A 25345-nucleotide genomic window follows, 5' to 3' on the forward strand; every position below is an offset into this window, starting at 1 on the left:
CAGTGTCAACCGACTGTGCGAGGCCCGCACTGCGCCCGATAATCGGCCCCCATGCGTGGGCCGTTCTTTTCTATCCTGTGGATGTCGTCCTGTGCGCTGCTGTGCGCCGTGCTCGCGGGCTGCGCGGGCAACGCGCCCACGCAGCGCGGCGAGGTCAAGGGCGCATCCGCCGCGCCCGGTGAGCTGGCCCAGTCCGACATGAACCGCCTGGCCACGCTGGCCATGCAGGAGAACCTGGAGGGCTTGTTCCGCCTCATGGACAAGCTCTACCGCCGCAACCCCGCCGAATGGCGCAAGACCAGCACCACCAGCCGCGAGCACGCCGCCGAGCAGGTGCGCACGGCCATCCTGCAGCGCCAGCCCTGGGCGCCACTGCAGGGGCGCCGTGACATCGCCGCGATGGGCTTTGCGCTGGCGCCGGAGTTTGCGGGAGACCGCGTGGCGGCGTTCATCCATGCGACGGCCGACATGATCATCACGGCCCATGGCGGCAAGACCGAGTTCTTCTTGCTCGACGGTGTGGATGCCCAGCACCTCTACAACGCCGCGCGCAATGTGGAAAGCGCCGTGTGGCTGCTGGCCCAGCGCCGCAATGCCCAGGGCCAGCCGCTGCTGCTGGCCGACGAAATCGGGCCCCAGGGCCGCAACCTGAGCTTCGAGCGCGAGTTCGGCAAGGTCATCGCGCGGCTCGACCTGCTGGCCGCCCTGACCACCGAAAAGTACCGCCGCGCTGCCATCAGCTACGTGCAGGGCATCGTGGGCGGGACTTTCCTGCAGTTTCTGCCGGTGCGTTAAGGGCGATTCGACCGCGTCCAGCGCGGGACGCGCCGTCAGCGCGCGCCGACGCGCATGAACGTTCCAGATGGAAACGTGGCGTTACACTTTGGCCACCCTTCCACTCCAAATCGGGACTTCACCATGCGCCAACGTGCATTGCTGTGGCTCACTGCGTTCTTGTTGGCCATGGTGGCCGCGACCGCAGCGCATGCCCAAGACGCGGACCTTTCCATCACAAAGACCGATGGAGTGACCACGGCCACGCCGGGCGGATCGGTGACCTACACCATCACCGCCAGCAATGCAGGGCCGGACCCCGCCGTCGGTGCCACGGTGGCGGACACTTTTCCGGCCGTGCTCACCGGCACCTGGACCTGCGTGGGCGCGGGCGGCGGAACCTGCACGGCGGCGGGCAGCGGCAACATCAACGATGGCGTCAATCTGCCCGCGGGCGGCTCGGTGACTTACACGGTGAGCGCCGTGATCAATGCGTCTGCGACGGGCACGCTGACCAACACCGCGACGGTGACGTCTGCCGTGAACGACCCCAACCCAGCCAACAACAGCGCCACCGACTCCGACACGCTCACGCCACAGGCGGATCTGTCCATCACCAAGACCGATGGCGTGACCACGGCCGTTCCGGGCGGATCGGTGACGTACACCATCACCGCCAGCAACGCGGGGCCGTCCAATGCGTCGGGGGCCGCGGTGCTCGATACCTTCCCTGCCGCGCTCACCGGCACCTGGACCTGCGTCGGCGCGGGTGGAGGCACCTGCACGGCGGCGGGCAGCGGCAACATCAACGACATCGTCAACCTGCCCGCGGGGGGATCGGTCACCTACACGGTGAGCGCCACGATCAGCGGTTCGGCGACCGGAACGCTGGTCAACACGGCGACGGTGACAGCGCCGGGCGGGGTGACCGATCCCAACCCCGCCAACAACAGCGCCACCGACACCGACACCCTCGCGTCGCAAGCCGACCTGGCCATCACCAAGACGGATGGTGTGACCACGGCCGTTCCGGGCGGCTCGGTCACCTACACCATCACCGCCAGCAACGCCGGCCCATCGAACGCCGCAGGCGCGGGCGTGGTGGACACCTTCCCCGCCGCCCTCACGGGCACCTGGACCTGCGTCGGCGCGGGCGGAGGCACCTGCACGGCGGCGGGCAGCGGCAATATCAGCGACACCGTCAACCTGCCCGCGGGCGGCTCGGTGACCTACACCGTCAGCGCGACGGTGAGTGCGGCGGCCACGGGAACGCTGGTCAACACGGCGACGGTGACGGCGCCGGGCGGGGTGACCGACCCCAACCCGGCCAACAACAGCGCCACCGACACCGACACCGTCACGCCGCAGGCGGATCTGGCCATCACCAAGACGGACGGCGTGACCACGGCCACCCCGGGCGGCTCGGTGACCTACACCATCACCGCGAGCAATGCCGGGCCCTCCGGCGTCGCTGGGGCAACGGTGGCGGACACCCTGCCCGCGGTGCTGACCGGCACCTGGACCTGCGTGGGCGCGGGCGGCGGCACCTGCACGGCGGCGGGCAGTGGCAGCATCAACGACACCGTCAACCTGCCCGCGGGCGGATCGGTGACCTACACCGTCAGCGCCACGGTAGGCGCGTCGGCGACGGGGACACTGGTCAACACCGCGACCGTCGCGGCACCAGGTGGCGTGACCGACCCCAACCCCGGCAACAACAGCGCCACCGACACCGACACCATCGCGGCGGCCCCGAGCGCGATTCCGTCCCTGTCGGAATGGGCGCTGTGGCTGCTCGCCGGCCTGGTGCTGCTGGCCGCGCTGGGCCAGCGCCGCCAGATGCGCTGACCGCGGGCGGGCCAACTACAATCGGCCCCTGGTCCAAGGAGCGTTGCAGCGGCTTGCCGTGCCCTGGTGGGGCATGGCGGCTCGTCAGGCTTGGGCCGCGCATCCCTCAGTACATTGACAACGACGCTCACCTGAACCCCCTTGTGCCGCGCAGGTGAGCCTTATGTCAGATTTGTCCGTCCCCCCCATGAAGTTGTCCGGCCTGGAGCCTGTCTCCATTGGCGAGGGCACGCTGTTCGTCAACATCGGCGAGCGCACCAACGTCACCGGCTCCAAGGCGTTCGCGCGCATGATTTTGAACGGCCAGTACGAAGAGGCCCTGGCCGTGGCGCGCCAGCAGGTGGAGAACGGCGCCCAGGTCATCGACATCAACATGGACGAGGCCATGCTCGACAGCAAGGCCGCCATGGTGCGCTTTCTGCAGCTCATCGCGTCCGAGCCCGACATCGCGCGCGTGCCCATCATGGTGGACAGCTCCAAGTGGGAGGTGATCGAAGCCGGCCTGCGTTGCGTGCAGGGCAAGGGCATCGTCAACTCCATCTCCATGAAGGAGGGCGTGGACAAGTTCAAGCACGAGGCGCGCCTGGTGCGCCGCTACGGCGCCGCTGCGGTGGTCATGGCGTTTGACGAAAAAGGCCAGGCCGACACCTACGAACGCAAGATCGAAATCTGCGAACGCGCCTACCGCATCCTGGTCGATGAAGTGGGCTTCCCGCCCGAAGACATCATCTTCGACCCCAACATCTTCGCGGTGGCCACCGGCATCGAGGAGCACAACAACTACGCGGTCGACTTCATCGAGGCGGTGCGCTGGATCAAGCAGAACCTGCCCGGCGCCAAGGTCTCGGGCGGCGTGTCGAACGTGTCGTTCAGCTTCCGGGGCAACGACCCCGTGCGCGAGGCCATCCACACCGTGTTCCTGTACCACGCCATCCAGGCGGGCATGGACATGGGCATCGTCAACGCCGGCATGGTCGGCGTCTACGATGACCTGGAGCCCGCGCTGCGCGAGCGCGTGGAGGACGTGGTGCTGAACCGCCGCCCCGACGCGGGCGAGCGCCTGGTCGAGATCGCCGAAACCGCCAAGAGCGGCGCCAAGGACGAGAGCAAGAAACTCGAATGGCGCGGCACGCCCGAGCACCCCAAGACCGTGGGCGAGCGCCTGTCGCACGCGCTGGTGCACGGCATCACCGACTTCATCACCGAGGACACCGAAGAGGCCTACCGCGAGATCCTGGCCAGGGGCGGCCGTCCGCTGCACGTGATCGAGGGCCCGCTCATGGACGGCATGAACGTGGTGGGCGATTTGTTCGGCGCCGGCAAGATGTTCCTGCCCCAGGTGGTGAAAAGCGCGCGCGTGATGAAGTCGGCCGTGGCCCACCTGATTCCCTACATCGAGGAAGAAAAACGCCAGGACGAACTGGCCGGGCGCGACGTACGCAGCAAGGGCAAGATCATCATCGCCACCGTCAAGGGCGACGTGCACGACATCGGCAAGAACATCGTCACCGTCGTGCTCCAGTGCAACAACTTCGAAGTGGTGAACATGGGCGTGATGGTGCCCTGCCACGAGATCCTGGCGCGCGCCAAGGTCGAGGGGGCCGACATCGTGGGCCTGTCGGGCCTGATCACCCCCAGCCTCGAAGAAATGCAGTACGTGGCCGGCGAGATGCAGAAGGACGACCACTTCCGCATCAAGAAAATCCCGCTGCTCATCGGCGGCGCCACCACCAGCCGCGTGCACACCGCCGTGAAGATCGCGCCCCACTACGAAGGCCCTGTGGTCTACGTGCCCGATGCCTCGCGCAGCGTGAGCGTGGCCCAGAGCCTGCTGGGCGAGGGGGTGGACAGCTACGTGCAGGAGCTCAACGCCGACTACGACAAGGTGCGCACCCAGCACGCCAACAAGAAGCAGACCCCGCTGTGGCCCCTGGCCAAGGCGCGCGCCAACAGCACGCCAGTGGACTGGACCACGTTCCAACCCACCGTGCCGCGCGCCCTGGGCCGCCGTGTGTTCAAGAACTTCGACCTGGCCGAGCTGGCCCGCTACATCGACTGGGGCCCGTTCTTCCAGACCTGGGATCTGGCCGGCCCCTACCCCGCCATCCTGACCGACGAAGTGGTCGGCGTGGAGGCCACGCGCGTGTTCGCCGATGCGCAGGCCATGCTCAAGAAGATCATCGAAGGCCGCTGGCTCACGGCCAGCGGCGTGATGGCCCTGTACCCGGCCAACAGCGTGAACGGCGGCGACGACATCGAGTTCTACACCGATGAATCGCGCACCGAGGTCGCCATGACCTGGTACGGCCTGCGCCAGCAGGCCGAAAAGCAGGTCATCGACGGCGTGACCCGCCCCAGCCGCTGCCTGGCCGACTTCGTCGCCCCCAAGGAAAGTGGCATCGCCGACTACGCCGGCCTGTTCGCCGTGACGGCGGGCCTGGGCATCGAAAAGAAGGAAAAGGCCTTCATCGATGCGCTGGACGACTACTCCGCCATCCTGTTCAAGAGCCTGGCCGACCGCCTGGCCGAAGCCTTTGCCGAAGCCCTGCACCACCGCGTGCGCACCGACCTGTGGGGCTATGCCGCCGGCGAGGCGCTGAGCAACGACGACATGATCGCCGAGAAGTACCGCGGCATCCGCCCCGCGCCCGGCTACCCCGCCTGCCCCGACCACAGCGCCAAGAGCGAGCTGTTCCGTGTGCTGCAGTGCGAAGACATCGGCATGACCCTCACCGAAAGCCTGGCCATGATGCCGGCGGCCAGCGTGAGCGGCTTCTACATCGGTCATCCGGATGCCGTGTACTTCAACGTCGGCAAGATCGGTGAAGACCAGTTGCACGACATGGCGCAGCGCCGCAGGATGGATGAGAAGGTGCTGGAGCGGTTGCTGGCGCCGAATCTGTGATGCTATTGATTTTATAGCTTCTGGCGCTTGATGGATAAGCGCCAGGGGCTGATTTGATTGAATGGACAGAAAGGCCCCGCACGCGGGGCCTTTCTGTTGGTGGCTTTGCCGGAAAGCGCTTCGCAAGCCATGGGCCTGCCTCCAGACCGGCGCGCCTGCGCCATGCCTGGCGCGTGTTTTCGGCAGTGGGAACCCTACTTCAGGAGGGATGCTATTTGCCAGGGCGCAGCATGTAATCAGCCACGATTGGGACAAGCTCGGTGCGGCGCTGCCGCTGCACTTTTCACAGGACAGTGGCTCCCGCCGTGGGCCGCGCAGGGCCCGCCCAAGCACAAGACAAAGAACTGTGTAGGGGCGATGCCAATGCTGCGTTTCCATGGATTTCCGGAGGGGCTCCATCATGCGGCCCTGCGCCTGCTGGCTTGCGCGGCGCTGCTGGCGGGTTTGCTGCAGCCTGGCATGGCCAGCGCCGCGCACACCTCGCTCATCTGCCCGGCCAAGGGTGGTGGGGTCACGCAAGGCGGCACGGTCACCATCGACGTGACCGACTGCACGCCAGGTATTGGCTGGGCGGGCACCGGTCCGGTGGACGGGCCGGCGTTGCCGGTGCATGGCAGTGCCAACCTGCGCATCACCGGACCGAACTGGGTCCTGGACTACAGCCACAATGGCAACAGCGCCACCAGCGACTACTTCGAGTTCACCGACGCATCGGGCAACGCCACTGCGCAAAGCGTCGTGGGCGTGACGGTCACCATCCATCCCTCGTCGTCTCCCATTGCGGTCGCACCCGCAACATTGCCCGCCCTGACGGCGGGCACGCCGTTTTCGCAGGCCCTCAGCGCCAGCGGCGGCACGGCGCCATACACCTACACGCTGCAAGGCGGCGCGCTGCCCCCGGGCCTCGGCCTGGCCGGTTCGGGCGCCATCACCGGCACGCCCACCCGGCGCGGGGGCTACACCTTCAGCGTGCGCTCCACCGACCATGGCGGCCTGTTCGTGGACAAGGGCTACACCGGCACGGTGGGCAACCCGAGCCTGGCGCTGGCCACCCCCACGGGAACGGCGGTGCAGGGCCAGCCCTTCTCGCAAGCACTGGCCACCACGGGCGGTGTGCCGCCCTACAGCTATCTGCTGGAGACGGGCAGCTTCCCGGCGGGCATCAGCATCTCCGGCGCGGGCGTGGTCAGCGGCACCACGGCGGCGTCCCTGGGCAGCTACCCGGTGACCTTGCGGGTCACGGACGCCAGCACGGGGCCTGGGAGCTATTTCGAGCTGGAGAACTACACGCTGGTGGTCAGCCAGCAGCCCGTGCTGTCCATCAACGACGTGGCGGCCAGCGAAGGCAATGCGGGCATGGCCCATTTCAGTTTCACGGTCAGTCTCAGCGCGCCCGCCGGGCCGGGCGGCGTCACCTTCGACATCGCCACGGCCAATGGCACGGCCACCGCGGGGGCCGACTACGTGGCGCACAGCCTCGCGGGCCAGGCCATACCCGCCGGCAGCAGCACCTACCCCTTCGTGGTGCAGGTGCCGGGCAATGCGCTCTTCCAGCCGGACAGGACGTTTTGGGTGAATGTGACCAATCTGGTGAATGCCGTGGCGGGCGACGCGCAGGGCCAGGGCACCATCGTCAACGACGACGCGGCCCCCAGCCTGTCGATCAACGATGTGACCGTGGTGGAGGGCCACGGCGGTACCACCGGCGCCGTCTTCACCGTGTCCCTGAGCGCGCCGAGTGGCTTCACCACCAGCGTCAACTACGCCACGGCCAACGGCACGGCCACGCAGCCCGGCGACTACACCGCCACCAGCGGCACGCTGACTTTCACGCCAGGGCAAACCTTGCTCACCGTCACGGTGCCCGTGGTCGGCGACACCACGCCCGAGGCCCACGAGACCTTCTTCGTCCACCTGAGCGGCGCCGTCAACGCCACCATCGCCGACAACCAGGGCCTGGGCACCATCACCAACGACGATGTGCCTGTGGCCGTCGGCCCCGGCACCCTGCCGGTCGGCACGGTGGCGGCGGCCTACAGCCAGACCCTGGCGGGGAGCGGTGGCGCAGGCCCTTATGCATTCGCGGTGACGGCGGGCGCGCTGCCCACGGGGCTGGCCTTGTCCACCGGCGGGCTGCTCGGCGGCATGCCCACGGCGGGCGGTGCGTTCAATTTCACGGTCACCGCCACCGACAGCAGCGCCTTTCCGGGGCCGTATGCGGGCTCGCAGGCCTATACCCTGGCCATTGCCAGCCCCACGGTGTCGCTGGCCCCCGCCACCGTGCCGGGCGGCACGCGCACCGTGGCCTACAGCACTCCGCTCGCGGCATCGGGCGGCACGGCGCCGTACACCCATGCCGTCACGGCCGGGGCGTTGCCAGGCGGGCTGCTGCTCAGCGCGGGTGGCGTGCTGTCGGGCACGCCCACGGCCACGGGGTCCTTCAACTTCAGCGTGACCGCCACCGACAGCAGCACCGGCACCGGCCCCTACACCGCCACGCGCGCCTACACGCTGGTGGTGGCCGATGCGGCGCCGGTGGCCAGCCACTCGGCGCACACGGTGGCCTATGGCTCCAGCGGCAACGCCGTGCCGCTGAGCCTCTCCGGCGGGGCGGCCACATCGCTGGCCCTCACCACACCGGCCGCGCACGGCACGGCGATGGTCAGTGGCACCACCCTCCAGTACATGCCCACGCCGGGCTATGCGGGCAGTGACAGTCTTGCCTATACCGCCACCAACACCTCCGGCACATCGTCGCCCGCCACCGTCACGCTGACCGTGAGCCCGCCCACCCTGGTGGTCAGCCCCAACAGCGCGCAGACCGCCACGGTGGGCAGCGCCTACACCCGCACCTTCACCTGGAGCGGCGGCGCCGCGCCCTACACGGGCCTGCAGGTGCAGAACCTGCCCGCGGGCCTGTCGGTCACGGCCACCACGGCCGACAGCGCCACGGTGTCGGGCACGCCCTCGGTGGCCGGTGCGTTCAACCTCCACCTCACCGCCACCGACAGCAGCACCGGCGCCGGCCCGTTCAACGGCGCGCAGGCCGTGGCGCTCACGGTGGGAGCCCCCACCGTCACCCTGGCGCCTGCCACGCTGCCCGCTGCCGGCGCGTACAGCGCCTACAGCCAGGCCCTCGCGGCGGCCGGTGGGCTGGCCCCGCACAGCTATGCCGTGAGCACCGGCGCCTTGCCCCCGGGCCTGGCGCTGAGCACGGCTGGCGTGCTGGCCGGTACCGTGGGCGCACCGGGCACCTACCATTTCACCGTCACGGCCACCGACGCCAGCGGGGCGGCCTATGCAGGCAGCCAGGCCTACACGCTGCAGGTGGCGCTGGCGCAGACCTACAGCGGCCCGTCCCCCACGGGCTCGGGCACCATCACGGCCAGCTTTGGCGGCGGCGGTGCGGGGTGCGTGTTCGCCAGCGCGCAGTTCATCCCGCCGTCGGGCCACGCGTCCAGCCCGCCCGCCCACAGCGCCCCGGCGGGGGTGCAGTTTCCGCACGGGCTGTTTGACTTCGCCACCACGGGCTGCACGCCGGGCAGCACGCTGCAGTTCACCATCACCTACCCCGGCGCGCTGCCGGCCCACACCCAGTACTGGAAGTACGGCCCCACGCCGGCCAGCCCGCCCAACGCGGCGCCACGCTGGTACACCCTGCCCGCCGGGGTGGCGGGCGCGGTGGCGACCTTCTCCATCACCGACGGCGCCCTGGGGGATGATGACCTGGCCGCAAACGGCGCCATCGTGGACGCGGGCGGCGCGGGCTTCGGGCTGGCCGCCACGGCCGTGCCGCTGGGCGACGGGCTGATCTGGTGGCTGGCCCTGGGACTGCTGGCCGTGGCCGCAGGCCAGCGCCGCCGGGGCGCTGGGTAATGTGCGGTTGATATGAAAATCATAGCTGCCAGCGCTTTCGGGATAAGCGCTGGGGCCCCATTTCATTCAAAGATTGCAACCATCCGCTCCCTGCAAGATTCAGCCGCCCTGGCCTTGCGGCAGCCGGGCAATCACCTTGATCTCGAACTGAAACCCATACAGCCAGGTCACGCCAATGCCCGTCAGCGTGGGGTGGGGCGCCTCGCCCCAGAACTCGGGCACGATGCTCCACACCGCTTCAAAGTTCGCCTCGGGGTTGACGACAAACATCGTCACGTCCACCACGTCGTCAAAGGTGCAGCCCGCCGCCTGCAGCACCGCGTCCAGGTTGGTGAACGCCCGCCGCACCTGCGCCTTCAGGTCGGGCTCGGGCGAGCCATCCTCGCGGCTGCCCACCTGGCCCGACACGAACAGAAAACCGTTGGACCGCACCGCCGGCGAATAGCGGTTGCGCTCGTACAGCGCCTGGCGACCGGCCGGAAACACCACATCACGTTGGGCCATGAAAAAACTCCTTCGGTGGGGCCGGCAAGCCGCCCCGTGTTGACGATGAAGGCACTGTAGAAGCGCGGGGCCGGCCGATAAACAGGCAAGCCTGTCCATCACTGTTCTTAGAATCCAAACAATCGCGGGCCGTACCAGGCCCATTGCAGCGCGGCACGGGCTCGACCCGCGCACCCCCACGGGCCCCTGAGGCGGCCGCACCGGAGCATCCCCATGGACCGTTTTGACGCAATGCAGGCCTTCGCGCGGGTGGTGGAAACCGGCAGCTTCACCAAGGCGGCGGCAACCCTGCACATGAGCAAGACCACGGTGACCCAGCTGGTGCAGCAACTGGAGGCACGCCTGCGGGTCCGGCTGTTCAACCGCACCACGCGCAAGGTCCATGTCACCGCCGATGGCGCCGCCTACTACGAGCGCGTGGTGCGCCTGCTGGCCGACCTGGACGACGCCGAGACCAGCCTCTCCACCGCCGCCGCCGCGCCCCGGGGCCGCCTGCGGGTGGATGTGCCCAGCCCCCTGGCCCGGCTCGTCCTCGTCCCCGCGCTGCCCGCGTTCCACGCGCGGTATCCCGACATCCAGCTCGACATGGGCGTGAGCGACCGCCGCGTGGACATGCTGGGCGAGAACGTGGACTGCGTGGTGCGCGGCGGCACCCTCACCGACCAGTCCCTCATCGCCCGCCAGGTGGGCGAGCTCGCACTGCGCGTGTTTGCCGCTCCCAGCTACCTGCGGCACGCGGGCGTGCCCGCGCACCCGGGGGAGCTGGAGGACTCGCACCACCGCATCGTGGGTTTCCTGTGGGCGCGCACCGGCAAGCCGGTTCCCTATGCCATGCGCCGCGGCGGTGAGAGCATCCACGTGCAGGGCCGCTACGTGTGCGCGATGGACGACGGCAATGCCTATCTGGCCGCAGGGCTGGCCGGCATGGGGGTGCTGTGGCTGCCCAGCTACATGGCGCGGCCGCACGCGGCCAGCGGCGAGCTGGTGCCATTGTTTGAAGGCTGGACGATGGACCCCATGCCCCTGTACGTGGCCTACCCGCCCAACCGCCATGTGAGCGCCAAGGTCCGGGTGTTCATTGACTGGGTGGTGGAGCTGATGGCGCTGCATGCACCGCTGAGGGCTGCGCGGCAGGGCTGAAAGGCGCCGGGGCGGTGTAGGCTCGCGGCCTGCCGCCGCCCTTCATGCGCGGTGCCCGGAATATCCGGGCCCGGCGTGCTGGCGGCCCGGCATGATTCGCGGCGGCGGATTTTGGGGCTATGCTATATTCAATTGGTAACTATTTGTGCCGCCAATGGATTCCGATTTCGACTGGTAATGTCTTGCCGGCGCAAAGGGAGCTCAATATTGCCTGGGTATATGATTTTCCTGATCTCCCTGCTGTTGATTATCTGGTCTTCCCTGCGCTGGGCCTCATGCCTTGCCCGTTCTCCGGCCGACGGTTTCTGGATTTGCATTGCCAGCGCGATGCTTCAGGTGGGCGCCCTAGCGAGCCTGACTTCATTGCTGCACCAGTTGAATCCCATGGGCTGGATACTGGTTCAGGTCGTTATGTGCGCGGCCACCCTGCAGCTGACGAAGGGCGTGGGCCGGCCCACTTTTCGTGATTTTCTGGAAGCCTGGAAGGGGTTGAGCGACAGGCTGAAGGCATTTTCCGCTGAGCTTTCATCGTGGGGTGTGATCGCCCTGGTGGCCATTTGCGGAATCATTTTCATGTCGCTGGTAATGCAGGCCCTGGCGCCGATCCAGAATTTCGACGACAGGATGTACCACGCTTCGCGGGTCATTTACTGGATTCAGCACCAGACGGTATTCCCGTTCGAGACGCACAATATCCGGCAGACCATGATTCCGTTCGGGAGCGAGCTGTTTTTCTTGTGGCCGGTGCTGTTGACCAAAACCGAGGCGTGGGGCCGCGTTGTCTTCTGGCTCGCGTTTCCATTGGCGGCGGTGGGCCAGTATTTTCTATTGCGTGCGCTGAAGCTGGGCCAGACAATGGCCTTGGTGGGTGTGCTGATCCTGGTCTCGACGCCGCTCGTGGCATCCAGTGCGGTGGGCCTCAAGCCGGAAATCTGGTCCATCGTCACCCTGTTGGGGCTGGCCTACTGGGTGGTGTGCCTTTGCTCCCGGCCCGATGGATCGAGGGTCCCCTACTTCTTTCTGGGGGTGTTCACGGTATTGAGCATCAACGTCCGGTCGTTTCCCGTGGCGATGATTCCCAGCTTGCTGCTGATCGTGTGGTGGACGCCCGGCCAGATTGCGCGCCCCGCGCGATTCAAGGCGCTGGCAGGGGGATGGGCGTGCGCGGGCCTGCTCAGTGCGGTGCTCGTCCCCCTCGCATTCAACACGGCCCTCTACCACCACCCGTTGGGGCCGCAGGAAGTCCGGCGCGTCGTCCAGGCGGATGTCACGCCCCAGGTGATCTATACGCACGCCGTCCGTTTCGTGTTCCTGCTGCTGGAGTTGCCGGACGTGCCGGCCTCGGGTGAAGTGCGGACCCGCCTTGGCAGCGCGGCCAACCAGGTCATTCATGCCATCGGGGCTGGCGCGCCCCTGGCCAGCGAAAGCAGCGGCCCCTGGCCGGGTAAGTACGTGTATGCGCTGCCGGAGCATTCCACGCGGTTTTCACTGTGGGGGCTGCTATGGATTCCCGTGCTGCTGGTGGCCGTGCCGCGGTTGATCCGCAACGTGGTGGAAACCTGGCCAAAGGCGGGGCTGACCGCGATTTCGGCGCTGACGCTGATGGCGGTCCCCTTGCTGGGCGCAGTTCTTTTCGGTGCGCGGTGGATGGCCCAGTCCGATGTGCCGGGGCGGTTTCTCATCGGGCCTTATGCACTGTGGCTGCCTGTCGGCATCGCCTTGATCGTGCCGTACCTTTCCGCGAGGAAAACCGCCCAGGCGCTCATCGCGATGGTGGTCGCGTACTGCGCATACCAGCCCATGAGAGCGCTGGCCTACGATGCCGTGCAGGCGATCGCCGTGCCGGCCTCCGAAAAGCTGCTCAACGAACCTTTTGAAGAGATTGTCGGACCCCTCATGCCGGCTGGCGCCCGCATTCTTTTCGTGGGGCACCAGGACGCTCGCGACTATCCGCTTTTCTCTCCGGCCACAGGCTATTCCAACGCGGTGATTCCTTGGGGCACGGGGCCCTTCGATCCGGCAAGAATGGGCCGCCTGATCGCATCGGAAAAGGTAACCCACGTCCTGGTCCAGAACGATGAACAGGTATTCTTCGAATGGTTTCCGGCCCTCGATACGCGCGAGATGGTGACGTGGCTGGCCGCGCAGGCCGGACTGAAGGCGGTGCCCCTCAAGACGCCCCGCATGCGGCTGTTCGAAGTGAGCGGCACCGCATTGGCGAATGAGAAACCCTTCCAGACCACGGAGGCCCCCGCCGCCGCCCCCTTGATCAGGATCGCCGACACCCTCAAGGCCAAGGTAGGGATCGATCCGACCTTGCTGGAGACCCCCTGGCCCATTGAAAACCTCGGCGGCCGGGAGGCCGGATTCCTGTGGATGGGACAGGGGCATGCCGAGGGCATCGAGTTCGGGCTGTGGTCGCGGGAGGAGCGCGATGTGGACATCCGGTTCGACGTATCTCCCGGCCACGGCCTGACGGCGCCCGACCGCAGAACCCTGGTGCTGCATGACGGTGTGCCCGCCGGCGGCGAGCACATCTTCCGGGGAAAGACGTCCCTGGTGGTGCGCACCCGTCTCCATGCGGGGCGGAACATCATCAGCTTCTTTGCCGTGGATGCCGCCACGATCAATCCGCTGCCAAACGGGGATACGCGGAACCTGGTCGTCGGCCTGCACGAGATTCGCGTCGAATCGGCGCCCGTGGCGGCACCCGGCGCCGCGGCACGCTCCGCTTCGCCCGGCCCGGAGAGCCACGGCCCCGGCCACACCCGCCAGGGCGGGCTTGTCCACAGCGCACGCCAGGCGGTGGGCCTGATCAGCCGCAGGCAGCAGGTCGATGGCTATTGGCTCACCGCGTACACCGGCGAAGAGCGTTTCGAGGCGCCCAGGCTGGAAATGAATACCTACGTCACGTCGATGATGATCGATGTTCTGGGTTCGAAGGGCGTCCCGGCGGGGCTTGGAGGGAGCCTGGAGCGGGCGCGTGCGCATCTGCGCGGCCAGATCGAGGCCAGCGGACTCGTTCGCTACCATGGCAGGCCCGACGGCCGCGCCATGACCACGCACGGGCTGTGCCCCATCACGCCGGATTCCGACGATACGGCCCTGGCATGGCGTCTCGCCCCCGGTGCCGATGCGCTGCGACCGGCCGCCCTGGCGGTGCTGGAGCAGTACCGCACCGCCGAAGGCCTGTACAAGACCTGGCTGGGGCAGCGCAATGACTACCGGTGCATCGACCCGGGCGCCGATCCGAATCCCACCGACGTGGCCATCCAGATGCATGTGCTCATGTGGCTGTCGCAGGCCGACCCGCCCGCGGCCCGGTCGTTGTGCGGCGCGCTGGGCCAGGCCGTCGATCAGGATCGCCTCTGGGTGTACTACCGCAGGGCACCGCTGGTGCCCGTCATGCGGCAGGCCGATATGAAGGCCGCGGGCTGCGCGTTGCAGCTGCCGCCATCGCGTCTGCAAACGGCGATCCCCGGACAGGCCATCTGGCTGGACGCCGGCCACCTGCTGCAGCGGCTGGAGGAGGGCGGCACGGACAAGGCGCCCACGCCGGCCGAGGTCCGCCCACTGCTGGAGGCACTGTCGAAGGATGGCTTCTCGCCGGTGAAGCTGAACCCGCCCTTGCTGTACCACAACGATCTGACCGCGTCGGTACGACGGTTCTACTGGTCTGAAGACGTGGGTTATGCCATCTGGCTCAAGCTGTACCAGGAAAGCGTGCGCCTGGGACTGCTGGGGACCCATGACAACGACCGCGATGCAGCCAGCGGCGGCCAGGCTGTTCTGAAAACACCATGATGGACCGCCCACGAGGAGCCCGGTGGGTTCTGCGCCTGCTGTCGTGCATCCGGTTCGACGAAGTCCTGGTCCTGCAGGGCGCGCCCTTGCTGGGCGCCGTCTTTGCAATGAGCAGCTTCACGGTCCAGGGCGCGGCGGCGCTGCTGCTGCTGGCCGCGGGAAACGCCTTTCTGGTGGCCCATGTCTTTTTGCTCAACGACTGGTCCGGGGTCCAGCAGGATCTCCGGGATCCGTCCAGATCCGCGGGCGTGTTCCTGAACCGGGGCATCCACCGCCATGAGATCGGCGCCCTGCTGCTGCTGCTGCTCGTGCTGGGCCTGATGGCCTTCGGTATCCTGGGCCCGGCGACGCTCGGCCTCGGGCTGATGATCGCCGTCGCGAGTGCGCTGTACTCCATCCCCCATGTCCACATGAAGGGCGTCCCGCTCGCCAATTCGTTTCTTCATGTGTTCAGCGGGGTGCTGCATTTTCTCCTGGGCTATTCGGTATTCCAGGTTCCCGATGCCAGGGGCGTGGAGATCGGATTGTTCTTCGCCACGATATTCAGCGCGGGACACCTGACCCAGGAGGTTCGCGATTGCGCGGCGGACTTGCGCAATGGCATTCAGACCAATGCCGTGAAATTCGGCAAGAAGCGAAGCTTCCTCACCGGCTTCGCGCTTTTCACGTTCGCCAATGTTCTGCTGATCGTGCTGGCCCTGAGGGGCACCATCCCCCAGGGACTGGCGCTGGTCGCGGCGTTCTACCCGCTGCATGGCTATTGGACGCTGCAGGCGATGCGCGAAGGCCTCACGTTCGAGAGTGTGCGCAGGCTCCAGGTGCGCTACCGCGCGCTGTATGCGTGCATCGGAGTGGCCATGGTCCTGTCCGTCTTCCTGGCGTGAAGCACGCATGCAGGCTGCCGCCCTTCCAGGACATCGGGCGGGTGCCGTCTGTGCTTGGATCCGCGCGCGGGCATCATGGCCCCCGGATCACATCGTCACCACCATCCAAGCCACGTGCCTACAGAAATAGATTCAGCCATGCAAAGCATGCCCTCCTCGACGAAGCTGACGGTCATCATTCCCTGCTTCAATGAGAAAAAGACCATCCGCAGCATCATCGATGCGGTGCGCGCCGCGCCTTATCCCTCCAAGGAAATCATCGTCATCGATGATTTTTCCACCGATGGAACCCGGGAGATCCTTGCGAACGAACTGGCCGGCAAGATCGACAGGATCGTTCTTCACCCGTCCAACCAGGGCAAGGGCGCGGCGCTCAGGTCTGGAATAAAGCTTGCCACGGGCGATATCGTGGTCATCCAGGATGCGGATCTTGAATACGATCCGCAGGAATATTCGATATTGATCGATCCCATCCTGTCGAACAAGGCCGACGTGGTCTTCAGCTCCCGCTTCATCGGTGGAAACTGCCATCGCGTCCTTTATTTCTGGCACCGCGTAGGCAATGGCTTCTTGACACTGGTTTCCAATGTATTCACCAACCTGAATCTGACGGACATGGAGTCCTGCTACAAGGCCTTCCGGCGCGAAATAATCCAGTCCATCCACATCGAGGAAAACCGGTTCGGGTTCGAGCCGGAGATTGTGGCCAAGGTGTCGAAATTGCGGTGCCGCATATATGAAGTCGGTATTTCCTACTTCGGCAGAACCTACGAAGAGGGAAAGAAGATCGGATGGAAAGACGGCGTTCGCGCCCTTTACTGCATAGTGAAGTACAACCTTTTCAGGTAAGTCAGTTTCTGACTGGATTGGCCCGGGTTGAATCGCCTTGCCGGCAAGCCCCGGCGAGGGTGGCACGGGGCATCGGAAACCCCACCCCCCTCTAGGGCAGCAGGCCGTCGGCGGGTGGGGGTGACTCCCTGGCGCTGGCCGCCGCCATCTCCAGCTGCATCATGATCATGTTGACCAGCGTGTGCACCGTGGGGCGGCCGGTCTCGATCACGAAGTGGGCCGTTTCGCGGTACAGGCCGTCGCGGTGCGCGTACAGCTCGCGCAGCTTGTCCATGGGGTTGCCCACCTGCAGCAGTGGCCGGGTCTTGTCGTGCTTGACGCGGCGGTAGATCTCTTCGGGCGAGGCGCGCAGGTACAGCACGTTGCCGAAGCGGCGCAGCACCTCCCGGTTGGCCGGGCGCAGCACGGCGCCGCCACCGGTGGAGAGCACCATGCCGCCAGGCTCCTGCGCCACCTCGGCCAGGACCTGGGACTCGACATCGCGAAAGCGCGCTTCGCCTTCCGCTTCGAAAAAGCTGCGGATGGTGGTGCCGAGGGTCTGCTCCAGCCGGTGGTCCAGGTCGACGAATGGAACACCCGCCCGGTGGGCGAGTTGCCGGCCGATGGTGGATTTGCCCGAGCCGGGCATACCGACCAGTGCACAGCGAATCTGCATAAATTTCCTGTTGTTATGGCTGCCCAACTGGACGCAGAGTGTAAGGCGGCGGGCGCTCAGAGCGCGGCGTACACCAGGGCCGGATACAGCTCGCTCAGGTAGCGCAGTTGTCCCGGGGCCTGTGTGAGCAGGATGGCGAACAGGTCCTGCGCCGGGTCCACGAGGAAGAAGGTGCCGCCCAGTCCGCTCCAGCTGTAGTGCCCCGCCGAGCCGGGGCGCGTCGCCAGCCCGGTGGCCATGCGCACCGCCACGCCCAGCCCGAATCCGTAGCCGGGGGGCAGCACGTCGCCGGCCGTGGGGATGCCGCCCAGGTGGTCCGCCGTCATGAAATCCACCGTGGCGCGGCTGGCCAGCCGCACGGGGCCGTCCGTGCCTTCCAGGGTGCCCCGGCCCAGCAGGAGCTGCAGGAAACGCGCGTAGTCCGCGGCGGTGGACACCAGCCCGCCCCCGGCGGATTCAAACGCGGGCGGGGCGGCCACGTCGATCAGCGCGACCTCGGTACCCGTCTGCGGGTCGCGCGCGAAGGGCTCGGCCAGCCGGTGCAGGTTCCGGGGAGGGACGCTAAAGCCCGTGTCGTGCATGCCCAGGGGCCCGAACACGCGGCGCTGCAGGATGGTGCCCAGGGGCGCGCCTTCCACCACCTCGAGCACGGCGCCCAGCACATCCGTGGCGCGGCTGTACTCCCAGCGGCTGCCGGGCGCATGCACCAGCGGCAGGGGGCCCAGCGCGGCCGCGAGACCGGCATTGGTGTGGCGGCGCGAACCAATGCGGGCAGCGCGGTACAGGTCGGGCACCGGGCCCGCCTCCCACGCGTAGCTGAGGCCGGCGGTGTGGCGCAGCAGGTCGTGCACGGTGGCCTCGCGCGGCGCGGGTGCCCGCTGGCCGGTGGCAGGGTCGTACACCTGCTGCCCGGCAAACGCGGGCAGGTAGTGCGACACGGGGTGTGCCAGCAGCAGGCGGCCTTCCTCCATGAGCATCAGTGCCACCAGCGAGGCAATCGGCTTGGTCATCGAGTAGATGCGAAAAAGCGTGTCGTGCTCCATGGCGGGGGCGTCCGCCCCGGGGCGCTGTGCGCCCACCGCCTGGTGCAGCACGGTGCGGCCCTGGTGGTGCACCAGCGCCACCGCGCCGGGCAGCACGCCCTGGTCCACATGGGCTTGAAGTACGTGGCACAGGCGTGCCAGGGGGGCTGGGTGCATGGGTTCCTCGAGACGGTGGTGGCAATGGGCCCCGTGCACGTTCCGCGTGTCGGAACGTCGCCGGTGGTGGACGGATTGTTTCAGTCTGTTGCGGCATCCCGCGGCGGCAAGTCGCGCAGATGACTGGCGCACCCGCCAATCGCTGGGTGATTACCCTGAAATGTTCTGCACAGCGGAATACGAGGTTGGGCATCCGGGGCTTCGTTATTAAGCTGGCCCGGCCTCGACCGCAAGGGGATCGCGCCGCTTCGGCGCATCGCGTGCGGCATGAGGGGCGGCTGGGCCGATGGCCGCAGCCTGTCTGCAAACCTACCAGGAGCACGACGATGGAGACACGCCCCCGCGGGGACGCCCCGAGCCCACGCCCCGAGGCCATGCCGCCCGCGCAGCACGGCCGCGCACCGCTCGCAGGGAGGGGCGGTTGATGGACCTGTTCCTGCAGCAAGTGCTCAACGGCCTCACGCTGGGCGGCATCTACAGCCTGGTGGCCCTGGGCCTCACGCTGGTGTACGGCATCCTGCACGTGCCCAATTTCGCCCATGGCGCGTTCTACATGGCCGGGGCGTTCGTGTCGTGGCACCTCATGGCGGCCTGGGGCTTCAACTACTGGGTGGCGATGGCGGGCTCGGCCCTTGCCGTGGCGCTGATCGGCGTGGTGTCGGAGCGGCTGGTGTTCCACCCGCTGCGCAATGCCTCGGGCCTGCATCCGATGATCGCGGCCATCGGGGTGCTGCTGTTCCTGGAGGCCGGCGCGCAGGCCCTGTGGGGCGCGGACTTCCACCGCATGCAGACGCCGTACACCGGCATCATCGACCTGGGCGGAGTCACGGCGCCGGTGCAGCGCCTGCTGATCATCGCGGCGGCCTTCGTGCTCATGGTGGTGCTGCACCTGTTCCTCAAGAAGACGGTGACGGGCTCGACCATCATCGCCATGGCGCAGAACCGCGATGGCGCGTCGCTGGTGGGCATCGACGCGAACCGCGTGGCCATGCTCACCTTCGCCATCTCGGGCGCGCTGGCCGCGGTGGCCGCCACGCTGTATGCGCCCATCAACCTCGTGTACCCGGCCATGGGGCACCTCGTGATCACCAAGGCCTTCGTGATCATCATCCTGGGGGGCATGGGCAGCGTGCCCGGCGCCATCATCGGGGGGCTCATCATCGGCTTTGCCGAGAGCTTCGGGGCGTTCTACATCTCCACCGACTACAAGGACATCATCGCCTTCGTGCTGCTCGTGGCCATCCTGTCGGTGCGTCCGCAGGGCCTGTTCACTAAGGGGGTGCGCTGACATGGCATTCCTGGAAGGCAAATGGGGCTGGGCCCTGCTGCTGGCCGCCGGGCTGGCGTTTCCCCTGTTCGTGGGCAATGACTACCACCTCACGGTGATGGGCACCGCCTACATCTTTGCGATCGCCACCATCGGCCTGAACCTCATCACGGGCTACACGGGGCAGTTCAACCTGGCGCACAGCGGCTTCATGGCGGTGGGCGCCTACACGGTGGGCATCCTCACGGTGGACCACCAGGTGCCGTTCTGGGTGGCGTTCGCGCTCTCGGGCGTGGTCACCACCGTGCTGGGCTTCTTCATCGGCGTCCTGTCGCTGCGGCTCAAGGGGCACTACTTCTCGATCTTCACGCTGTGCGTGGGCTACATCATGTTCCTCGTGATCGAGAAATGGGAAGGGCTCACCCATGGCACGGTGGGCATCATCGGCATCCCCGCCCCGTCGCCCATCGGGGGGCTGCGGTTCGACACGCCGCTGGCGCTGTACTACCTGGCCTTCTTCTGGCTGGTGGTGGGCATGTGGGCCATGCGCCGTATCGTCAACTCGCTGCTCGGGCGCACCTTCATGGCCATCCGCAACAGCGACGAGCTGGCTGAGTCGCTGGGCATCAACCTCATGCGCAACAAGGTGCTGGCGTTCATGCTGTCGGTGTTCTACGCGGGTATCGCGGGGGGGCTGTATGCGGGCTATGTGCGCTTCATCGGGCCCGGCGTGGCGGGGGTGGAGCACACCTTCGACATGACCATGTACATGCTCATCGGGGGGCTGGGGACGCTGCTGGGCCCGTTGCTGGGCGCGCTCGCCATGCCCTGGCTCACGCAGTACCTGCAGTTCCTGCAGGAGTACCGCTTCCTTGTCTTCGGTCCCATCCTCGTGCTGCTGGTGATCTTCGTGCCGCACGGCATCGTGGGCACCTACCTGGGCTGGAAGGCACGCCGCGCCACCCGGCCGTCCGCCACACCGCCCGCAGGAGGCGACCGTGCTTAAGATCGAACACCTCACCAAGCGCTTCGGCGGCCTGGCCGCCGTCAACAACGTCAGCACCACCATCGAGGCCGGCAGGATCAACGCGATCATCGGCCCCAACGGTGCCGGCAAGACGACGTTCTTCAACCTCATCAGCGGAATGCACCGGCCCAGCTCGGGCACCATCACGCTGGAGGGGCGCGACGTGACCTCGCTGCGCACCGACGAGGTGGCGCGCCTGGGCGTGGCGCGCACCTTCCAGACCACGGCGCTCTTTGACATGGCCTCGGTGCTGGACAACCTCATCGTGGGCCACCGCCTGCGCACGCGCTCGGGCCTGCTCGACGTGCTGTGCAATTCCAGCCGCCTGCGCGAGGAAGAGCGCATCTGCCGCGAGAAGGCGCGCGAGGCGCTCGATTTCGTGGGCCTCGCGCACCTGGAAAACCGCATGGCGGGCGACATCTCGCAGGAGGAGCGCAAGCGCGTGGCCTTCGCGCTGGCGCTGTCCACCGGGCCGCGCCTGGTGCTGCTGGACGAGCCCGCCGGCGGCGTGAACCCCGACGAGACCGAAGGCCTGGCCCAGCTCATCCGCAAGATGGTGGCCCATGGCCTCACCGTGTGCCTGATCGAACACAAGATGAACATGATCATGAGCCTGGCCGACAAGATCATGGTGCTGAACTACGGCGAGAAGATCGCCGAGGGCACCCCCGCCGAGATCCGCGCGAACCCGGCCGTCATCGACGCCTACCTGGGGAGCGAGCATGCTGCAGCTTGACAACCTCTCGCTCAAATACGGCAGCTTCCAGGCGCTCAATGGCGTGAGCCTGCATGCCCGGCAGGGCGAGCTGGTGGTGCTGCTGGGCGCCAACGGCGCGGGCAAGAGCTCGATCTTCCTGACCATCAGCGGCATCCACAAGGCCGCCGGCGGCAGCATCCGCTATGGCGACAGGGAGCTGGCGGGCATGAAGCCCTCTCAGATCGTGCAGCACGGCGTGGTGCAGTGCCCCGAGGGGCGCAAGCTGTTCCCCGGCATGTCGGTGCTCAAGAACCTGATGCTGGGCGCCTACGTGCACCGGGGCGACACGGCGGGCAGCAGGAAGGTGCTGGACGAGGTGTTCGCGCTGTTTCCCATCCTGGCCGAGAAGAAGGACGACCCCGCGGGCTCGCTCAGCGGCGGCCAGCAGCAGATGGTGGCCATCGGCCGCGCCATGATGGGCCGGCCCAAGGTGCTGCTGCTCGACGAGCCCTCGCTGGGCCTGGCGCCGCTGGTCATCAAACAGACCTTCGAGGTCATCCAGCGCATCAACCAGGCCGGAACCACGGTGCTGCTGGCCGAGCAGAACGCGTTCGCGGCGCTCAAGATCGCGCACCGCGCCTACGTCATCGAGAGCGGCCGCATCGTGATGGAGGGCGACCGCGACAGCCTCATGAACAACGAGGCCGTGCGCCGGGCCTACATCGGCGCATAGGAGATGAGGAGCAGCCCCCCCGCGGCGCCGCGCGCGTGCGACGGTAGTGCCACCTGTTTGACGACCCTGACTCGCAAGAGCCGCTTTTTCAGAAACCCCAAGGAGACATCAGCATGATCACGAAACGCAAGACCATCCTTCGACTCGGTGCCAGCGCCTTCGCGGTGGCCACACTGCTGGGTGCCACCGGCACCGCCTTCGCCCAGCAGGTCGTGAAGATCGGCTACTCGGGCCCCTTGAGCGGCGGCGCCGCGCTGTACGGCAAGAACGTGCTCAGCGGCATGGAGATGGCGGTGCAGGAGATCAACGCCAAGGGCCTGGAGGTGGCCGGCCAGAAGGTCAGGCTCGAGATCGTCGCGCTGGACGACAAGTACAACCCCAGTGAAACCGCCATCAATACCCAGCGCCTGGTGCAGGAGCACAAGGCTCCCGCGGTGCTGGTGCCGCATTCGGGCGGCAGCTTCGCGGTGATGGCCACCAACGAGGCGCAGAAGGTCCTGCTGCTCTCGTACACCAGCGTGCCGCAGATCACCGAGCGCAACAACAAGCTCACGCTGCGCATCCCGCCCGAGTTCACGTCCTACGTGAAGCCCTTCGTGAACCACGCCATGGGCAAGTACGGCAAGAACGTGGCCATCGCCAATGCCGACCACGACTACGCCAAGGCCTGGACAGCCGCCTTCAAGCCCGCGTGGGAAGCCGCGGGCGGCAAGGTGGTGGCCGAGAACCCCATGTCCTACAACCGCGCGACGGACTTCTACAGCGGCGTGAGCCGGGTGCTCGCCTCCAAGCCCGATGTGCTCTTCATCGGCGGCGCGTCCGAGCCCACGGGCCTGGTGATCAAGCAGGCGCGCGAGCTGGGCTTCAAGGGGGGCTTCGTGATCATCGACCAGGCCAAGATGGACGAGATCGGCAAGATCACCGGCGGCTACGGCCCCCTGGAGGGATCGATCGGCGTGCTGCCCGTGGTGGAGGACAGCTCGCCGGTGACCAAGGCCTTCGTGGAGCGCTTTCGCAAGACTCACCCCGGCCGCGACCCGAGTTCCGAGGTCTCGCTCAACTACACCACCGTGCACGCCACCGCGCTGGCGATGAAGCTCGCGGGCAGCACCACCGACGCCGCCGCGATCCGCGCGCAGCTGGACAAGGCCTTCAAGTCATTGCCCACCGAAAACAACCCGCACGAGATGGACGGCGTGAACGAGCGCGGCGGCTCCACGGCCAACACCCGCGTGGCCATCGTGGAAGGCGGCAAGGTCAAGGAGATCCGGCTGGACGCGCTGGCCAAGTAGGTCGGCGCGGGCCCTGGACCGCCACGCCACGCAGGGCCTGCCACGGAGAAGGGGCAGGCCTTTTTTTGCAAGGGATCCTGCCGTGCACCGCGCGCTGCCCCGGCACGGGCTGACTCCTGGATTTGCAGTTATTTTGGCCGCTGGCGCCTGACTGTAAAGCGCAAGGCGCTATAAAAAGTGAAGCGTCAGGCGCGCCGACCCGCCCCGGGAGGTGCGCTGCGCTCCTGTTCCTGCAGCTCGCGCCACTGGACCTTGCCCGTGCCCGACTTGGGCAGGCTGTCCACGAACTGCACAAGGCGCGGGCTCTTGTAGGCGGCCATGTGGTCGTGGCTCCAGTCGATGATGTCCTGCGCGCTCACCTGGCCCTTGAAGGCGTCGCGCAGCACGACCACCGCCTTCACGGTCTCGCCCCGGCGTTCGTCGTGCGCGGCGATCACGCACACCTCCTGGATGGCGGGGTGGGCGTACATCATGGCCTCGACCTCGGCGGGCCAGACCTTGAAGCCCGATGCGTTGATCATGCGCTTCAAGCGGTCCACCATGAAGAAGTAGCCGTCCTCGTCCACCTGCGCCAGGTCGCCGGTGCGCAGGAAGCGCTTGCCCTCCAGGGTGATGAAGCTGTCGGCCGTGGCCTGCGGGTTGTTCCAGTAGCCCACCATGACCTGCGGTCCGTGCACCACGATCTCGCCGGTCTCGCCCGGCGGCAGTTCGGCGAACGTCGCGGGGTCGACCACGCGCGCATCCACGTCGAACACCGGGATGCCCAGGCATTGCGGCTTGGGCCGGTGCGGCGGGTTGATGTGCGTGGCCGCCATGGTTTCGGACATGCCGTAGCCCTCCACGTAGTCCAGCCCCGTCAGCTCCTTGAGGCGCTGCGCCACCGCCTTGGGCATGGCCGCGCCACCGCCCCGGATGGCCTGCAGGCTGGAGATGTCGTAGTCGCCGATGCGCGGGTTGGCCAGGAAGTCCACCACCATGGTGGAGATGGCCTGCCAGATGCTGATGCGGTAGCGCTGCATGAGCCGGGCCGTGGCGTCGCGGTCCCAGCGCGGCAGCACCACCACGGTGGCGCCCACGAACAGCGGCCCGTTCATGCTGCCCGACATTCCCGTGACGTGAAAGAGCGGCAGCACGGCCAGATAGGTCGCATCCTGCGTGCGCGAGAACCACTGCGCGCCGCCCACCAGCGTGCTCATGGCGCTGCGGTGCGTGTGCATGCAACCCTTGGGGTGGCCGGTGGTGCCCGAGGTGTAGGGCATCACGCACAGGTCATCGGGCCCGGCGGTCAGCGGTCCGGGCGCGAGCCGCTGCGCCAGCATGTCGCTCCAGAGTGTCACGCCCGGGGCGGCGATGGCCTCGCGCGGCGCGCAGACGAACGCGGGCACGGGCAGGTCGGTGGGCACCTGCAGGTAGTCGCTGTAGGCCGCGACGATCAGGTGCTCCAGGCCGGCGCCACCCTGCGCCCCGCCCACCAGCGGCTGCGCCTGCGCATGCAGGTCCTGCGGCAGGAAGGCCACGGTGGCCCCGCTGTCGTGCACATAGTGGCGCAGCTCGTCGGTGAGGTTCATGGGGTTCACCGGCACCACCACGGCATTGGCGCGCAGGATGCCGTAGAACGCCAGGATCCACTGCGGGCTGTTCTGCATGTACAGCAGCACCCGGTCGCCGGCCTTCACGCCGCACCGCTGCTGCAGGAAACCCGCGATGTGCTCGGCCTCCTGCTGGAACTGCCGGAACGTCACCAGCGTGTCGTAGAACACCAGGAAGGGCTTGTCCGGGTAGCGCGCCGCCGAAACCTCGGCGTTGTGGAACAGGTTGGTCTGCGGCAGCGTGAGGTGGCGGGACAGCCCCGGGGGCCAGTGGGCAAGGTGGCGGTCGGACATGCGGGGCG

17 protein-coding genes and 1 riboswitch are annotated in these 25345 nt (G+C 67.4%); of the genes, 13 read left to right on the plus strand and 4 right to left on the minus strand.

The features are described from left to right. Positions 1 to 51 precede the first annotated feature (51 nt). From ACAM51_RS14880 to ACAM51_RS14895, 4 genes are all read left to right on the plus strand, one after another. A complete protein-coding gene (locus tag ACAM51_RS14880; RefSeq protein ID WP_218296558.1) occupies positions 52 to 795 on the plus strand; it encodes a hypothetical protein in 744 nt (247 codons plus the stop codon). Between the two features lie 123 nt (positions 796 to 918). Further along, a complete protein-coding gene (locus ACAM51_RS14885) occupies positions 919 to 2622 on the plus strand; it encodes an IPTL-CTERM sorting domain-containing protein (RefSeq protein WP_369641066.1) in 1704 nt (567 codons plus the stop codon). A gap of 29 nt (positions 2623 to 2651) precedes the next feature. After that, positions 2652 to 2758: riboswitch (S-adenosyl-L-homocysteine riboswitch) on the plus strand. A 51-nt stretch (positions 2759 to 2809) separates the two neighbouring features. After that, on the plus strand, positions 2810 to 5527 hold the full coding sequence (metH, locus tag ACAM51_RS14890; RefSeq protein WP_369641067.1) for a methionine synthase: 2718 nt from the start codon (positions 2810 to 2812) through the stop codon (positions 5525 to 5527). A gap of 357 nt (positions 5528 to 5884) precedes the next feature. Continuing rightward, entirely contained in the window at positions 5885 to 9403 is a 3519-nt protein-coding gene (locus ACAM51_RS14895) for a putative Ig domain-containing protein (RefSeq protein WP_369641068.1), read from the plus strand. 99 nt (positions 9404 to 9502) lie between these two features. Here ACAM51_RS14895 and ACAM51_RS14900 read toward each other — a convergent pair whose 3' ends face one another. Beyond that, complete coding sequence (locus tag ACAM51_RS14900) at positions 9503 to 9907, minus strand: RidA family protein (RefSeq protein WP_218296562.1); 405 nt, start codon at positions 9905 to 9907, stop codon at positions 9503 to 9505. 213 nt (positions 9908 to 10120) lie between these two features. On the opposite strand from ACAM51_RS14900, the gene ACAM51_RS14905 reads away from it, so the two are divergent. The 4 genes from ACAM51_RS14905 to ACAM51_RS14920 all read left to right on the plus strand — a co-directional run bounded on the left by ACAM51_RS14905 (position 10121) and on the right by ACAM51_RS14920 (position 16584). Beyond that, on the plus strand, positions 10121 to 11047 hold the full coding sequence (locus ACAM51_RS14905; RefSeq protein WP_369641069.1) for a LysR substrate-binding domain-containing protein: 927 nt from the start codon (positions 10121 to 10123) through the stop codon (positions 11045 to 11047). Between the two features lie 219 nt (positions 11048 to 11266). After that, positions 11267 to 14851, plus strand: coding sequence for a hypothetical protein (locus tag ACAM51_RS14910; protein ID WP_369641070.1), 3585 nt, complete (start codon positions 11267 to 11269; stop codon positions 14849 to 14851). Then, positions 14848 to 15735 (plus strand): UbiA family prenyltransferase, encoded by an 888-nt coding sequence (locus ACAM51_RS14915; protein ID WP_369641071.1) that lies wholly within the window; start codon positions 14848 to 14850, stop codon positions 15733 to 15735. Before ACAM51_RS14910 ends, ACAM51_RS14915 begins: the two co-directional genes overlap by 4 nt. Positions 15736 to 15873: 138 nt before the next feature. Further along, positions 15874 to 16584, plus strand: a complete 711-nt coding sequence (locus ACAM51_RS14920) for a glycosyltransferase family 2 protein (RefSeq protein WP_369641072.1) — start codon at positions 15874 to 15876, stop codon at positions 16582 to 16584. A 91-nt stretch (positions 16585 to 16675) separates the two neighbouring features. Here the strand turns inward: ACAM51_RS14920 and ACAM51_RS14925 are convergent, their stop codons facing one another. Together ACAM51_RS14925 and ACAM51_RS14930 are read right to left on the minus strand one after the other, a co-directional pair. Further along, complete coding sequence (locus tag ACAM51_RS14925) at positions 16676 to 17239, minus strand: shikimate kinase (RefSeq protein ID WP_369641073.1); 564 nt, start codon at positions 17237 to 17239, stop codon at positions 16676 to 16678. A gap of 56 nt (positions 17240 to 17295) precedes the next feature. Further along, positions 17296 to 18438, minus strand: a complete 1143-nt coding sequence (locus ACAM51_RS14930) for a serine hydrolase domain-containing protein (RefSeq protein WP_369641074.1) — start codon at positions 18436 to 18438, stop codon at positions 17296 to 17298. Between the two features lie 424 nt (positions 18439 to 18862). Here ACAM51_RS14930 and ACAM51_RS14935 point away from each other — a divergent pair, with 424 nt between their 5' ends. From ACAM51_RS14935 to ACAM51_RS14955, 5 genes are all read left to right on the plus strand, one after another. Next, positions 18863 to 19726 (plus strand): branched-chain amino acid ABC transporter permease, encoded by an 864-nt coding sequence (locus ACAM51_RS14935; protein ID WP_218296566.1) that lies wholly within the window; start codon positions 18863 to 18865, stop codon positions 19724 to 19726. A 1-nt stretch (position 19727) separates the two neighbouring features. Next, entirely contained in the window at positions 19728 to 20711 is a 984-nt protein-coding gene (locus ACAM51_RS14940) for a branched-chain amino acid ABC transporter permease (protein WP_218339186.1), read from the plus strand. Beyond that, a complete protein-coding gene (locus ACAM51_RS14945; protein WP_218296568.1) occupies positions 20704 to 21468 on the plus strand; it encodes an ABC transporter ATP-binding protein in 765 nt (254 codons plus the stop codon). Before ACAM51_RS14940 ends, ACAM51_RS14945 begins: the two co-directional genes overlap by 8 nt. Next, on the plus strand, positions 21455 to 22162 hold the full coding sequence (locus ACAM51_RS14950; RefSeq protein WP_218296569.1) for an ABC transporter ATP-binding protein: 708 nt from the start codon (positions 21455 to 21457) through the stop codon (positions 22160 to 22162). Before ACAM51_RS14945 ends, ACAM51_RS14950 begins: the two co-directional genes overlap by 14 nt. A gap of 113 nt (positions 22163 to 22275) precedes the next feature. After that, on the plus strand, positions 22276 to 23454 hold the full coding sequence (locus ACAM51_RS14955; RefSeq protein WP_369641075.1) for an ABC transporter substrate-binding protein: 1179 nt from the start codon (positions 22276 to 22278) through the stop codon (positions 23452 to 23454). 185 nt (positions 23455 to 23639) lie between these two features. On the opposite strand, the gene ACAM51_RS14960 is transcribed toward ACAM51_RS14955, so the two are convergent. Continuing rightward, entirely contained in the window at positions 23640 to 25337 is a 1698-nt protein-coding gene (locus ACAM51_RS14960) for a long-chain fatty acid--CoA ligase (protein ID WP_369641076.1), read from the minus strand. Positions 25338 to 25345 lie beyond the last annotated feature (8 nt).

The organism is Acidovorax sp. A79, from assembly GCF_041154505.1.
Classification (GTDB): domain Bacteria; phylum Pseudomonadota; class Gammaproteobacteria; order Burkholderiales; family Burkholderiaceae_C; genus Acidovorax.

Bases quoted from the DNA above. Each gene is read 5' to 3' on its own strand.
- ACAM51_RS14895 (WP_369641068.1), top strand. From the start codon at position 5,885: ATGCCAATGCTGCGTTTCCATGGATTTCCGGAGGGGCTCCATCATGCG.
- ACAM51_RS14915 (WP_369641071.1), top strand. From the start codon at position 14,848: ATGATGGACCGCCCACGAGGAGCCCGGTGGGTTCTGCGCCTGCTGTCG.
- ACAM51_RS14905 (WP_369641069.1), top strand. From the start codon at position 10,121: ATGGACCGTTTTGACGCAATGCAGGCCTTCGCGCGGGTGGTGGAAACC.
- ACAM51_RS14885 (WP_369641066.1), top strand. From the start codon at position 919: ATGCGCCAACGTGCATTGCTGTGGCTCACTGCGTTCTTGTTGGCCATG.
- ACAM51_RS14955 (WP_369641075.1), top strand. From the start codon at position 22,276: ATGATCACGAAACGCAAGACCATCCTTCGACTCGGTGCCAGCGCCTTC.
- ACAM51_RS14920 (WP_369641072.1), top strand. From the start codon at position 15,874: ATGCAAAGCATGCCCTCCTCGACGAAGCTGACGGTCATCATTCCCTGC.
- metH (WP_369641067.1), top strand. From the start codon at position 2,810: ATGAAGTTGTCCGGCCTGGAGCCTGTCTCCATTGGCGAGGGCACGCTG.
- ACAM51_RS14940 (WP_218339186.1), top strand. From the start codon at position 19,728: ATGGCATTCCTGGAAGGCAAATGGGGCTGGGCCCTGCTGCTGGCCGCC.
- ACAM51_RS14925 (WP_369641073.1), bottom strand. From the start codon at position 17,239: ATGCAGATTCGCTGTGCACTGGTCGGTATGCCCGGCTCGGGCAAATCC.
- ACAM51_RS14960 (WP_369641076.1), bottom strand. From the start codon at position 25,337: ATGTCCGACCGCCACCTTGCCCACTGGCCCCCGGGGCTGTCCCGCCAC.
- ACAM51_RS14935 (WP_218296566.1), top strand. From the start codon at position 18,863: ATGGACCTGTTCCTGCAGCAAGTGCTCAACGGCCTCACGCTGGGCGGC.
- ACAM51_RS14950 (WP_218296569.1), top strand. From the start codon at position 21,455: ATGCTGCAGCTTGACAACCTCTCGCTCAAATACGGCAGCTTCCAGGCG.
- ACAM51_RS14880 (WP_218296558.1), top strand. From the start codon at position 52: ATGCGTGGGCCGTTCTTTTCTATCCTGTGGATGTCGTCCTGTGCGCTG.
- ACAM51_RS14900 (WP_218296562.1), bottom strand. From the start codon at position 9,907: ATGGCCCAACGTGATGTGGTGTTTCCGGCCGGTCGCCAGGCGCTGTAC.
- ACAM51_RS14910 (WP_369641070.1), top strand. From the start codon at position 11,267: ATGATTTTCCTGATCTCCCTGCTGTTGATTATCTGGTCTTCCCTGCGC.
- ACAM51_RS14930 (WP_369641074.1), bottom strand. From the start codon at position 18,438: ATGCACCCAGCCCCCCTGGCACGCCTGTGCCACGTACTTCAAGCCCAT.